The organism is Pseudomonas sp. NFX15 (genome assembly GCF_049132105.1).
Taxonomy (GTDB): domain Bacteria; phylum Pseudomonadota; class Gammaproteobacteria; order Pseudomonadales; family Pseudomonadaceae; genus Aquipseudomonas.
Map to the genome: position 1 here is coordinate 136,816 of NZ_JAFMPV010000009.1, position 12,927 is coordinate 149,742.

A 12,927-nucleotide genomic window follows, 5' to 3' on the forward strand; every position below is an offset into this window, starting at 1 on the left:
TTTTTCATCGGCGGCGCAAACTACCCGAAAATCGGCACGGCCCCTGCATTCATTCGAGGACGCGACAAGGCAATGTCGATCCAGCTCGCAATCAAGGGAAAAACTGCCGAACCAGAGCCTCTACCGCCTGTCAGACCGTCTAGGCTCAGACAACTCCAAGCTCGCTCGAGGTCCTATCGATGACTCAAGAACCACTTGTTCGCGAAGCAGAGGTGGCCGCATTCCGCGACGCCGTCTTGACCAAACTCACTTATGCAGTGGGCAAAGACCCGGATCACGCCTTCGACCATGACTGGTTCGAGGCCATCGCCCTGGCGGCGCGGGACCATATGGTCGAGCACTGGATGGACCATACGCGGCAGATCTACCGCAAGGGCCAGAAGCGCGTTTATTACCTTTCCCTGGAATTTCTCATCGGCCGGCTGCTGTTCGACAGCCTGAGCAACCTCGGCCTGCTCGACGTGGCCCGCGAGGCGTTGACCGAACTCGGTGTCGACCTTGAGCGCATCCGTTTGCTGGAGCCCGATGCGGCCCTGGGCAACGGTGGCCTTGGGCGACTGGCGGCGTGCTTCCTGGAAAGCATGTCGACCCTCGGCATCGCCGGTCATGGCTACGGCATTCGTTATGAGCACGGATTGTTCCGCCAGGCGATTGTCGATGGCTGGCAGCAGGAGCAGACCGAGCACTGGCTGGATTTCGGCAACCCGTGGGAATTCGAGCGGCCGGAAGTGGTGTACAGCATCGGCTTCGGTGGCAGCGTCCAGACCCTGATCGACGACACCACCGGCAAATCCCGGCAAGTCTGGTCGCCGGCAGAAACGGTGCGGGCAATTGCCTACGACACGCCGGTGGTCGGCTGGCGCGGGGCAAGCGTCAACACGTTGCGCCTGTGGCGCGCCCGGGCCATTGAAGATTTGCACCTGGAGCGTTTCAACGCCGGTGACCACCTGGGCGCCGTGGCCGAAGTCGCCCGGGCCGAGAGTATCTCCCGCGTGTTGTACCCGGCGGACAGCACCGAGGCCGGCCAGGAATTGCGCCTGCGCCAGGAATATTTCTTCGTCGCCGCCTCCCTGCAGGATTTGCTGCGCCGCCATCGCAACATGCACACCTCGGTGCTGACCCTGGGCGATCACGCCTCGATCCAGCTCAACGACACCCACCCCTCGATTGCCGTGGCGGAGCTGATGCGGCAACTGGTCGACGTCTATGACGTGGCGTGGGATGCGGCGTGGCAGGTCACGGTCGATACGCTGTCGTACACCAACCACACGTTGCTGCCCGAAGCGCTGGAAACCTGGCCGGTCGGCCTGATGGAACGCATGCTGCCGCGGCACATGCAGATCATCTACCTGATCAACGCCCAGCACATCGATTCGCTAAGGGCCAAAGGCATCCACGATTTCGACGTGTTGCGCGCGGTGTCGCTGATCGAGGAAGACAACGGTCGGCGGGTGCGCATGGGTAACCTGGCATTCCTCGGTTCCCACAGCGTCAACGGTGTATCCGGTTTGCATACGCAACTGATGCGCAAGACGGTGTTCTCCGAACTGTACAAGCTTTACCCGGAGCGCATCAACAACAAAACCAACGGCATTACCTTCCGCCGCTGGCTGTACCAGGCCAACAGCGAACTGACCTCGATGCTGGTCGATTCCCTTGGCCCCGAGCTGCTGGATAACCCGGAAGAACGCTTGATCGGCCTTGAACCGTTCGCCGAGAAAAGCGCTTTCCGCAAAGCCTTCGCCGAGCAACGGCTGCACAGCAAGAAAGCGTTGGCCTACCTGATTCATGAGCGCTTGGGCGTCGCGGTCAACCCGGCAGCGATGTTCGACGTGCAGGTCAAGCGGATCCACGAATACAAACGCCAGTTGCTCAACCTGATGCACACCGTGGCGCTGTACCAGGCGATTCGCGCCGAGCCGGAAATCGACTGGGTGCCGCGGGTGAAAATCTTCGCTGGCAAGGCGGCCGCGAGTTATCACCAGGCCAAACTGATCATCAAGCTGACCAACGACATCGCCCGGGTGGTCAACAACGATCCGACCGTGCGCGGCCTGCTCAAGGTGGTGTTCCTGCCCAATTACAACGTCAGCCTGGCCGAGAGCATCATTCCGGCGGCGGACTTGTCCGAGCAGATCTCCACTGCCGGGTTCGAGGCTTCGGGCACCAGTAACATGAAATTCGGCCTGAACGGCGCTCTGACTATCGGCACACTGGACGGCGCCAACGTGGAAATGTGCGAGCGCATCGGTGCCGAGCACATGTTCATCTTCGGCCTCAGCGCGCAGCAGGTCGAAGCGCGCAAACAGAACCATGAGTTCAGCGCGGTACCGGACATCGCTGCGTCCCATCGCCTGAACGATGTGCTGCAAGCGATTCGTGGCGGGGTGTTCTCCCCGGATGATCCGTCCCGTTACACCGGGCTGATCGATTCGCTGGTGGATTACGACCGCTTCCTGGTCTGCGCCGACTTCGATTCCTACTGGAATGCGCAAATGCGCGTCGAAGCCCATTGGCACGACTCGGACCAGTGGTGGCGTTCGGCGGTATTGAACACGGCGCGGATGGGCTGGTTCTCGTCCGACCGGACCATTCGCGAGTACGCCACGGAGATCTGGAAGGCGTTGGAGTAGTCTTAAATGGCGCCCAGGCCCTGCCTCCACGCCCTGTGAGAGCGAGCAGACTCGCTCTCACAGGGCGGACGCGGTCCAGTTGTAGCGAAAGCGCCCGCCCAGTCGGTAAAAAAGCCTGAATGGCCGCTGTTCCCAGTCCCACATCCAGCCCGTTTCAATCTACGCTCAACCCCGCGCATGAACTCTCTTTGACCGTTCACGTCTGATAGGAGGAAATGCGCCCCGACTCGCGTTAAACTGCGCGGGTTTTTAGCCCCCCCCATTCCTCCGGAGCCGTCCATGTCCCGCGTTACCTTGAGTCGCTATTTGATTGAGCAGACCCGCAGCAACAACACTCCTGCCGATCTGCGCTTCCTGATCGAAGTGGTGGCGCGTGCCTGCAAGGAGATCAACCACGCCGTGTCCAAAGGCGCCCTGGGTGGTGTTCTGGGCAGCATGGGCACTGAAAACGTCCAGGGCGAAGTGCAAAAGAAGCTCGACGTGATCTCCAACGAAATCCTGCTCGAAGCCAACGAATGGGGCGGTCACCTGGCCGGCATGGCGTCCGAAGAAATGGACAATGCCTACCAGATCCCGGGCAAATACCCGAAAGGCGCCTACCTGTTGGTATTCGACCCGCTGGACGGTTCGTCGAACATCGACATCAACGCCCCGGTCGGCACGATCTTCTCGGTACTGCGTTGCCCGAACGAATACTTGAGCCAGAACGAGCCTTTGAATGAAAAGGCCTTCCTGCAGCCAGGCACCCAGCAAGTGGCCGCCGGCTACGCGATCTATGGTCCACAGACCATGCTGATCCTGACCCTGGGCGACGGCGTGAAAGGCTTTACCCTGGACCGTGAAATGGGCAGCTTCGTCCTGACCCACGAAAACATCACCATTCCTGAAGCGACCCAGGAATTTGCCATCAACGCCTCCAACCAGCGTCACTGGGAAGCCCCGGTACAACGCTACGTCAGCGAATTGCTGGCTGGCGACGAAGGCCCGTTGAAGAAGAACTACAACATGCGTTGGGTTGCCGCAATGGTCGCCGACGTGCACCGCATCCTGACCCGCGGCGGTCTGTTCATGTATCCACGCGACAGCCGCGAGCCGTCCAAGCCCGGCAAGCTGCGTTTGATGTACGAAGCCAACCCGATGTCGTTCCTGGTGGAACAAGCGGGCGGCGCGTCCACCGACGGTCACCAGCGCATCCTCGACATTCAACCGGATGGCCTGCACCAGCGCGTAGCGGTGTTCCTCGGTTCGAAAGAAGAAGTCGCCCGCGTCACGGCTTACCACAAGGAATAAACCATGACCGCGCCCTGGCAGCCGTTGCTCGATTGGTGGTTCGGTGAGGCTGAATCTTCCAGCGAAGTAGCGGCGCAGAAGGGCAAGTTGTGGTTCGGCAAGCGCGCCAGCCAGGACCTCGAAGCGCAGACGCGCTTCGGGGACTGGGCCGAGCAGGCACTGGCCGGCGGATTGACCGAGTGGATGCAACGTCCCGACGGTTGGCTGGCCCTGGTGCTGTTGCTCGATCAAATCCCGCGAATGATCTTTCGCGACTCTCCCAAAGCTTTTTCCGGCGATCTGCGGGCACAGAAACTGGTGGCCCAAGGCATTGCTGCGGATTTCGACCGGCAATTGCAGCCGATTCAGCGGGTGTTCATCTACCTGGTGTTCGAACACAGCGAGAACCTCGCGGTGCAGAATGAAGGTGTCTCGCGCTACCTCCAATTGGTGGCGCAGCAGCCGGAGAGCGATCGGGCGTTGTTCAGCGATTACCTGGACTATGCCGAGCGGCATCAGAAGGTCATTGCGCAGTTTGGGCGGTTTCCGCATCGCAATGCGGTGTTGGGAAGGGAGTCGACGTCTGAGGAGTTGGTGTTTCTGTCGAAGCCTGGGTCACGGTTTTAGTTTTGCGATGTTGCTGATGCCGCTTTCGCTGGCAAGCCAGCTCCTACAGGGATTTCGCAGATCTTTGTAGGAGCTGGCTTGCCAGCGAGGAGGCCCGTTCAGGCACTAGATACGGAAGCTACCCACCAACTGCTTCAACCGCGCCGCCTGCTGCTCAAGATCGGCGCACGCGCGCAAGGTCGATTGCAGGTTCTCCACACCTTCCTGGTTCAACGTGTTGATCTCGGTGATGTCGACGTTGATCGACTCCACCACAGCTGTTTGCTCTTCGGTGGCGGTGGCCACCGACTGGTTCATGCCGTCGATCTCACCGATGCGCTGGGTCACGCTGCCCAGGCGTTCGCCGGCCTGATTGGCGATGCCGACGCTGCTTTCGCTCTGGCGCTGGCTGTCGGTCATGATGCCCACCGCCGCGCGGGCGCCGACTTGCAGCTCTTCGATCATGGTCTGCACTTGCTGCGCCGAGTCCTGGGTGCGATGCGCGAGGTTGCGCACCTCATCAGCTACCACGGCAAAACCACGGCCGGCTTCGCCCGCACGGGCCGCTTCGATGGCGGCGTTCAGCGCCAGAAGGTTGGTCTGCTGCGAGATGCTGGTGATCACCTCGAGAATCTGCCCGATGTTCACCGTGTTGCTGTTGAGGGTTTCGATGTTGGCGCACGAATCGCTGATCTTCGCCGACAGCTGCTGCATCGCGGCGATGGTTTTATCCACCACCTGCTGGCCATCTTCGGCCAGGCTGCGGGCATCGCTGGAATGTTGCGAGGCGAGGGCGGCGTTCTGCGCGATTTCCTGGGCGGCGGCGCCGAGCTGGTTGATCGCCGCGGCCACGCTACTGGTGCGCGAAGCTTGCTGGTCGGAGTTGAACATCGACGAGTTCGATGCGGCGACCACGCGCAGCGCAACCTCGTTGACCTGGCCGGTGGCCGACGAGACTTCGATGATCGAAGTGTGAATGCGCTCGACGAAGCGGTTGAACGACAGGCCCAGCGCGCCGAATTCGTCGTTGCCGTGAATCACCAAGCGCTTGGTCAGGTCACCTTCGCCTTCGGCGATGTCGTGCATGGCGCGGCCCATGGTCAGCAGCGGCTGCATCAGCAGGCTGATCAGCATGCCCAGCAGGGCGATGATGATCACCACGGCAATCACCATGGCAATGATCGCCGAGGTACGGAATTCGCTGAGCATCGAGAACGCGGTGTCTTGGTCGAGTACCAGCGCCACGTACCAGTCCGCCGACGGTACGCCGTTGACGTGGGTGAAGGAGATGAACTGGCGCTTGCCGTCGATCTCGACGTCCTTCATGCCAGGCGTGACTTTCGGCGTATCGCCTGGATAGGCCTCGGCCAGGCTCTTGAGCACCAGTTTGCTGTCCGGGTGAATCAGGATCTTGCCGTCGGCACCGACGATGAACGCGTGGCCGTGGCCACCGAAGTTCAGCGAATTGATGATCGCGCTGACGCTCGACAGGTCGATGTCCGCACCGGCTACGCCGAGCATCTGGCCCTGACGCTGCACCGGCGTTGCCACGGTGATCACCAGTTTGCCGGAGGACGCCGCGATGTAAGGTTCGGTGACGATGGTCTGTTGCGCACTGTTCGCGGCCTTGTACCAGCCACGGGCACGCGGGTCGTAGTCCGCCGCGCGGTTGCCGGCCGGCACCGAGAACATCACACCGTCGGCGCCACCAAAGTAGCTGAGCTGGAAGTTGCCGGTGTAGGCGGGCAGGTCGATGATGCGTTTAAGGCCGGTGGGTGCGCTGCCATCCGCGCTGACCTGTTGGGCCATCGACTGCAGCAACTGCATGCGGCTTTCCAGCCAGGTCTGGATGTTGCTGGTGGTCAGGCTGCCGAGTTCCTGCATCGAGGCTTCGGTGCTGTTGCGCAAGGTTTGGCGCTGGCGATAGTCGTTAAACAGGATGAAACAAGCGAATGCAACGGCCACCACGAGGGCGGCTGCCAGCAAGATCTTGTGGCTGAACTTCATGTTTCGGGTCATGGGTGAGCTACCGCAGCGGGTCTGGTCTACAAAAGGGGGAGCAAATGCCAGCGACGTGACTTTGCGTTGCATTTATGTCGACTGACCGACGCCAAAGATTAGGCGGAATGTGCGAAAAACGACGAAATGCTCGATGAACACGCAAAGTGGCTGTTTTTCGGCACGCCACAGACGAGCGGCGCGATAAATAGCCTGTCGGGCAGGGAACCTGACAGGGGTTTTCACTTCTAAGCTTCAGCTTGGCAGCCATGCCAATCCCCTCGCCCTCGGAGTTTCCCCATGTCGCTGCGTTCCATTGCCTTGCTTTCGTTCTGCGTGTTGCTCGCTGCGTGCAGCAAGGTCAACCAGGAAAACTACTCGAAGCTCTCGGCCGGCATGGCCAAGGCTGACGTGGAAACCCTGTTGGGCAAACCCGCCGATTGTTCAGGCGCGCTCGGCATGTCCAGTTGCACCTGGGGCGACAAGAACAGCTTTATCAGCGTGCAATACGCCGGTGACAAAGTGCTGATGTTTTCTGGCCAAGGCCTGAAGTAAACCGGGGCGAAATGCCCACGGGAGAAAAATAATGAAGCGGTTGTTGATCATCCTTTTTGCCGGCCTGGTGTTGGCCGGCTGTGCCACGTCTGGCCAGGACGCATTGGCGCCCAAGACGGCCAAAAGCGTCAATCTCAAGCGTTACCAGGGCACCTGGTACGAATTGGCCCGCCTGCCGATGTACTTCCAACGCGATTGCGAGCAATCCGAAGCCCACTACACGCTCAAGCCGGACGGCAACGTCGCGGTATTGAACCGCTGCCTGACAGCGCAGTGGCAATGGGAAGAGGTCAAGGGCACGGCGTATCCACAGGAGTCCGGCAAGAGCGACAAGCTGTGGGTCGAGTTCGATACCTGGTTCTCCAGGCTGATTCCGGGTGTGGCGAAGGGCGAATACTGGGTGCTGTACGTCAGCGATGACTACAAGACCGCCATCGTCGGTGACCCGAGCCGCAAATACTTGTGGCTGTTGTCACGCACGCCGACCGTCAATGGGGTGGTGCGAGAAGAATTGCTCAGCAAGGCCCGTCAGCAGGGTTACGACACCACACGCCTGATCTGGCGCGCGACGGAACAGCAGATGGCCAAGACCTCTGACTGATCGCCAAACGCTTTTGTCGATGACTGCTCTTTGTAGGCGCTGGCTTGCCAGCGAAAGCGGTCCATCAATCAACACATCTGTTGAACCTGATGGCTGTTTTTGTAGGAGCTGGCTTGCCAGCGAAAGCGGTCCATCAGTCCAGCACAATGGTTGGACCGGATGGCCTCTTCGCTGGCAAGCCAGCTCCTACGGGTTTTGCGTCAGCCTAAAAGCTCGCGCAGGACCTGGGTAAAGGCACGATTGCTTTCTTCCTCGTCGGCATGGCACCCGTCACGCACCACCCATTGCCCGTTCACCAACACATCGCGCACCTGGCGATCGCCACCGGCAAACAACCAACGGTTGAGAATCCCGTCACCACTGGCTGTTGCCAGGTACGGATCGTTGCCATCGAGCACCAGCCAGTCGGCACGCTTGCCGACCTCCAGTGCGCCAATCGATTGGCCCAGCGCCTGGGCGCCGCCATCCAATGCTGCATCGAACAACGTACGGCCAACCATTGGCTGTTCCGCGCCGTACAAGCGATTACGCCGCTGGTCGCGCAGGCGCTGGCCGTATTCCAGCCAGCGCAATTCTTCCACCACGCTCAACGACACATGGCTGTCGGAACCAATGCCCATGCGCCCGCCCTGAGCGAGGAAATCCACCGCCGGGAAAATCCCGTCGCCGAGGTTGGCTTCGGTGGTCAGGCACAGGCCGGCGATGGCGCGGCTCTTGGCCATCGACGTGACTTCTTCCGGGTTGGCGTGGGTCGCGTGGACCAGGCACCAGCGCTGATCGACCTCGACATTTTCGTACAGCCATTGCAGCGGACGGCGACCGCTCCAGGTCAGGCAGTCGTCGACTTCCTTTTGCTGCTCGGCGATGTGGATGTGCACCGGGCATTGTTTGTCGCTGGCGGCCAGCACTTCGTTGATCTGCTGCGGCGTGACCGCACGCAGCGAGTGAAAGCACAGACCCAGCGATTGCGCCGGTTGCTGGGCCAACACCGGTTGCAGGCGCGCTTGCAGCCTGAGGTAGTTTTCGGTGCTGTTGATGAAGCGGCGCTGGCCTTCGTTCGGCGTCTGCCCACCGAAACCGGAGTGGCTGTAGAGCACCGGCAGCAGGGTCAAACCGATGCCGGCAGAACGCGCGGCCTGGCTGATGCGCAGGGCCAGTTCCGCCGGGTCTGCATATGGCTGGCCGCTGGTGTCGTGGTGCACGTAGTGGAATTCCGCGACCGAGGTGTAACCGGCCTTGAGCATTTCGATGTACAGCTGGCGGGCGATGACGCCGAGTTGCTCCGGGCTGATTTTTCCGACGAGGCGATACATGAGGTCGCGCCAGGTCCAGAAACTGTCGTTCGGATTGCCCGCCACTTCCGCCAGCCCGGCCATGGCGCGCTGGAACGCGTGGGAGTGCAGGTTCGGCATGCCCGGCAGCAGCGGACCGCTCAACCGTTCGGCGCCATCTGCATGGGAATCGGCCTGGATATGGGTCAGTACGCCGTCGGCGCTGACCTCAAGACGTACATTGTTGGCCCATCCATTTGGCAGCAGCGCGCGTTCGGCAAAGAAGGCGGACATGGTTCAGCACCCCATCGTGTGTTATTTGTATATACATATACAGACGTTTGCCTGCCCGGTAAACTCCGGCAAGCTAGCGACATTCAACAAATGACCAAGGATTAACCGTGCCGACTCCGCCTCCAGTTTCACCGTTGGCCGCGAACATGGGCGACAGTCCGGCGCCCTTGTACGCCCGCGTCAAACAGATGATCACCCAGCAAATCGACAGTGGTAACTGGCCGCCGCACTATCGCGTGCCGTCGGAAAGCGAGCTGGTCAGCCAGTTGGGCTTCAGCCGCATGACCATCAACCGCGCCCTGCGCGAGATGACGGCCGACGGGCTGCTGGTGCGCATGCAAGGTGTCGGCACGTTCGTCGCCGAGCCGAAAAGCCAGTCCGCGTTGTTCGAAGTGCACAACATCGCCGACGAGATTGCCTCCCGCGGTCATCGCCATACCTGCAAGGTCATCACCCTGGAGGAAGAGGCCGCTGGTTCCGAGCGCGCCCTGGCCCTGGACATGCGCGAAGGGCAGAAGGTCTTCCACTCGCTGATCGTGCATTTCGAAAACGATATCCCGGTGCAAATCGAAGATCGTTTCGTCAATGCGCTAGTGGCGCCGGACTACCTCAAGCAGGACTTCACCCTGCAAACGCCTTACGCCTATTTGAACCAGGTTGCGCCGTTGACCGAAGGCGAGCATGTGGTCGAGGCGATCCTGGCTGAGTCGTCCGAGTGCAAGTTGCTGCAAATTGAAAAAGGCGAGCCGTGCCTGCTGATTCGTCGCCGCACCTGGTCGGGTCGTCAGCCGGTGACCGCCGCTCGCTTGATTCACCCCGGTTCTCGTCATCGTCTGGAAGGGCGCTTTCATAAATGAGCAGTTTGAAAGTTTTACGCGCTGCGGATTACCCGCGCATGCCGTGGAAAAACGGCGGCGGCAGCACCGAAGAAATCACCCGCGATGCCGGCACCGGCCTGGAGGGTTTCGGCTGGCGCCTGTCGATTGCCGATATCGGTGAGTCGGGCGGCTTTTCCACCTTCGCCGGTTACGAGCGAGTGATCACCGTACTGCAAGGCGAGGGCATGACCCTGACGGTGGATGGCCGGGACACACGACCTTTGTTACCGTTGGACCCGTTTGCGTTCAGTGGCCAGAGCCAGGTTGCCTGTACATTGCTCGGTGGTCCGATTCGCGATTTCAACTTGATCTACGCGCCGCAGCGTTATGCCGCACGGTTGCAGTGGTTGAGCGGTGAGCAGCGGTTTTTCAGTTCGGCAAGTACGGTGTTGGTGTTCAGCGTCAGCGAGGCACTGCAAGTGCAGGTCGGTAATAGTGCGTCGACGCTCGGTCGCCATGACTGCCTGCAACTGGACGGTAACACCGGGTTGTTGGACGTCTGCGTCAATGGCGCCTGCTGCGTGATTGAGCTGACCGCACACTGATCCAACGGCTTGCGAAATCTCATTGTGGCGAGGGGGCTTGCCCCCGTTCGGCTGCGAAGCAGTCGTAAAACCGACTTATGCGGTGTCAGCCTTTGAAGCCGCTTCGCGACCCAACGGGGGCAAGCCCACTCGCCACAAAAGCAGTAACCCTCTGCGTTCCCCATCGCGCACCACTTTGTTACCGAACGCCCCAGCGTGGCGCAAAACCACGCTCGAGTAACAAAATCCCCTCCGTTCAAAAAACTCCGCGAAAAATTTCATCCACGCCAGAACCCCTGTTCCAGGCGCTCTCCAGCTGTTTCAGGATTTTTCTTGAATGCCCATCCAACAAGTTGGCCGCTTGATTGCATATGCTTGTATGTACAAGTAAAGACGTATGCGTATGAGTCACGAAGACTCAACCGTCGTCCACTGATTCGCCGGTGTGCACTGATGCCCATCGGCTTGCTCGCCCACTGCCTGGGTTGGTTTTGGATTGATTGCTGAGGAGTTCTTTTCGTGACTAAATTTCGTGACGTTGAAATCCGCGCTGCCCGCGGTAACAAGCTGACCGCCAAGAGCTGGCTGACCGAAGCGCCGCTGCGCATGCTGATGAACAACCTCGACCCTGAAGTCGCCGAGAACCCTAAAGAGCTGGTGGTTTACGGTGGTATCGGTCGTGCGGCACGTAACTGGGAATGCTACGACAAGATCGTCGAAAGCCTGACCAACCTGAACGACGACGAGACCCTGCTGGTGCAATCCGGCAAGCCGGTCGGCGTGTTCAAGACCCACACCAATGCACCCCGCGTGCTGATCGCCAACTCCAACCTGGTGCCACACTGGGCGAGCTGGGAACACTTCAATGAACTGGACGCCAAAGGCCTGGCCATGTACGGCCAGATGACCGCCGGCAGCTGGATCTACATCGGCAGCCAGGGCATCGTCCAGGGCACCTACGAAACTTTCGTCGAAGCCGGTCGCCAGCACTACAACGATGACCTCAAGGGCAAGTGGGTACTGACCGCTGGCCTGGGCGGCATGGGTGGCGCACAACCGCTGGCGGCAACCCTGGCCGGCGCTTGCTCGCTGAACATCGAGTGCCAGCAGGTCAGCATCGATTTCCGCCTGAAAAGCCGTTATGTCGATGAGCAAGCCAAAGACCTCGACGACGCGCTGGCCCGCATCGCCAAGTACACTGCCGAAGGCAAGGCGATCTCCATCGCGCTGCTGGGCAACGCCGCTGAAATCCTGCCGGAACTGGTCAAGCGCGGTGTGCGCCCGGACATGGTCACCGACCAGACCAGCGCCCACGACCCGCTCAACGGCTACCTGCCGGCTGGCTGGACCTGGGACCAGTACCGCGAACGCGCCAAGACTGAACCTGCCGCAGTGATCAAGGCCGCCAAGCAGTCGATGGCCGTGCACGTCAAAGCGATGCTCGACTTCCAGAAAATGGGCGTGCCGACCTTCGACTACGGCAACAACATCCGTCAGATGGCGCAAGAAGAAGGCGTGGAAAACGCATTCGATTTCCCAGGCTTCGTACCGGCCTACATCCGTCCGCTGTTCTGCCGTGGCATCGGCCCATTCCGTTGGGCTGCACTGTCGGGCAACGCTGAAGACATCTACAAGACCGACGCCAAGGTTAAAGAGCTGATCCCGGACGACGCCCACCTGCACAACTGGCTGGACATGGCCCGTGAGCGCATCAGCTTCCAGGGGCTGCCGGCACGTATCTGCTGGGTTGGCCTGGGCCTGCGCGCCAAGCTTGGCCTGGCGTTCAACGAAATGGTGCGCAGCGGCGAGCTGTCGGCGCCAATCGTCATCGGTCGCGACCACCTCGACTCCGGTTCGGTGGCCAGCCCGAATCGCGAAACCGAATCGATGCAGGACGGTTCCGACGCTGTGTCCGACTGGCCGCTGCTCAACGCACTGCTCAACACGGCGAGCGGCGCGACCTGGGTTTCGTTGCACCACGGCGGCGGCGTCGGCATGGGCTTCTCCCAGCACTCGGGCATGGTGATTGTCTGCGACGGTACGGACGAAGCGGCTGAGCGTATCGCTCGCGTGCTGCACAACGACCCGGCCACCGGTGTCATGCGTCACGCCGATGCGGGTTACCAGATCGCCATCGACTGCGCCAAGGAACAAGGGCTGAACCTGCCGATGATTACCGGCAAATAAAATAAAAAACCAACCCTGTAGGAGCCGGCTTGCTGGCGAGCCAGACACCGCGGTGTCTCAGGCAGACTGCCTTCGCTGGCAAGCCAGCTCCTACAAAAGTGCCCACAGAGG

10 protein-coding genes and 1 pseudogene are annotated in these 12,927 nt (G+C 60.7%); 8 read left to right on the forward strand and 3 right to left on the reverse strand.

Going from position 1 to position 12,927, the window contains the following annotated elements:
• Positions 1–179 precede the first annotated feature (179 nt).
• The 3 genes from J1D76_RS12580 to J1D76_RS12590 all read left to right on the forward strand — a co-directional run bounded on the left by J1D76_RS12580 (position 180) and on the right by J1D76_RS12590 (position 4,529).
• Entirely contained in the window at positions 180–2,633 is a 2,454-nt protein-coding gene (locus J1D76_RS12580) for a glycogen/starch/alpha-glucan phosphorylase (protein ID WP_421138625.1), read from the forward strand.
• Between the two features lie 279 nt (positions 2,634–2,912).
• On the forward strand, positions 2,913–3,923 hold the full coding sequence (locus J1D76_RS12585; protein ID WP_421138626.1) for a class 1 fructose-bisphosphatase: 1,011 nt from the start codon (positions 2,913–2,915) through the stop codon (positions 3,921–3,923).
• 3 nt (positions 3,924–3,926) lie between these two features.
• Positions 3,927–4,529, forward strand: coding sequence for a DUF924 family protein (locus J1D76_RS12590; protein ID WP_421138627.1), 603 nt, complete (start codon positions 3,927–3,929; stop codon positions 4,527–4,529).
• Positions 4,530–4,634: 105 nt separating this feature from the next.
• Here J1D76_RS12590 and J1D76_RS12595 read toward each other — a convergent pair whose 3' ends face one another.
• On the reverse strand, positions 4,635–5,399 hold the full coding sequence (locus J1D76_RS12595) for a methyl-accepting chemotaxis protein (RefSeq protein ID WP_421138678.1): 765 nt from the start codon (positions 5,397–5,399) through the stop codon (positions 4,635–4,637).
• A 93-nt stretch (positions 5,400–5,492) separates the two neighbouring features.
• A pseudogene (locus J1D76_RS12600) lies at positions 5,493–6,599 on the reverse strand (cache domain-containing protein); the annotation flags it as partial.
• A 207-nt stretch (positions 6,600–6,806) separates the two neighbouring features.
• On the opposite strand from J1D76_RS12600, the gene J1D76_RS12605 reads away from it, so the two are divergent.
• Entirely contained in the window at positions 6,807–7,061 is a 255-nt protein-coding gene (locus J1D76_RS12605; protein WP_090328096.1) for a hypothetical protein, read from the forward strand.
• 31 nt (positions 7,062–7,092) lie between these two features.
• The gene (locus J1D76_RS12610) at positions 7,093–7,662 is read left to right on the forward strand and encodes a lipocalin family protein (RefSeq protein WP_421138628.1); all 570 of its coding nucleotides are present in this window, start codon (positions 7,093–7,095) and stop codon (positions 7,660–7,662) included.
• A 200-nt stretch (positions 7,663–7,862) separates the two neighbouring features.
• Here the strand turns inward: J1D76_RS12610 and J1D76_RS12615 are convergent, their stop codons facing one another.
• On the reverse strand, positions 7,863–9,227 hold the full coding sequence (locus tag J1D76_RS12615) for a formimidoylglutamate deiminase (protein WP_421138629.1): 1,365 nt from the start codon (positions 9,225–9,227) through the stop codon (positions 7,863–7,865).
• A gap of 146 nt (positions 9,228–9,373) precedes the next feature.
• Between J1D76_RS12615 and hutC the strand changes: the two genes are divergently transcribed.
• The 3 genes from hutC to hutU all read left to right on the forward strand — a co-directional run bounded on the left by hutC (position 9,374) and on the right by hutU (position 12,816).
• A complete protein-coding gene (hutC, locus tag J1D76_RS12620) occupies positions 9,374–10,084 on the forward strand; it encodes a histidine utilization repressor (protein WP_173677901.1) in 711 nt (236 codons plus the stop codon).
• The gene (locus tag J1D76_RS12625) at positions 10,081–10,650 is read left to right on the forward strand and encodes a HutD family protein (RefSeq protein ID WP_421138630.1); all 570 of its coding nucleotides are present in this window, start codon (positions 10,081–10,083) and stop codon (positions 10,648–10,650) included. Before hutC ends, J1D76_RS12625 begins: the two co-directional genes overlap by 4 nt.
• Before the next feature lie 498 nt (positions 10,651–11,148).
• Positions 11,149–12,816, forward strand: coding sequence for a urocanate hydratase (hutU, locus tag J1D76_RS12630; RefSeq protein ID WP_421138631.1), 1,668 nt, complete (start codon positions 11,149–11,151; stop codon positions 12,814–12,816).
• Positions 12,817–12,927 lie beyond the last annotated feature (111 nt).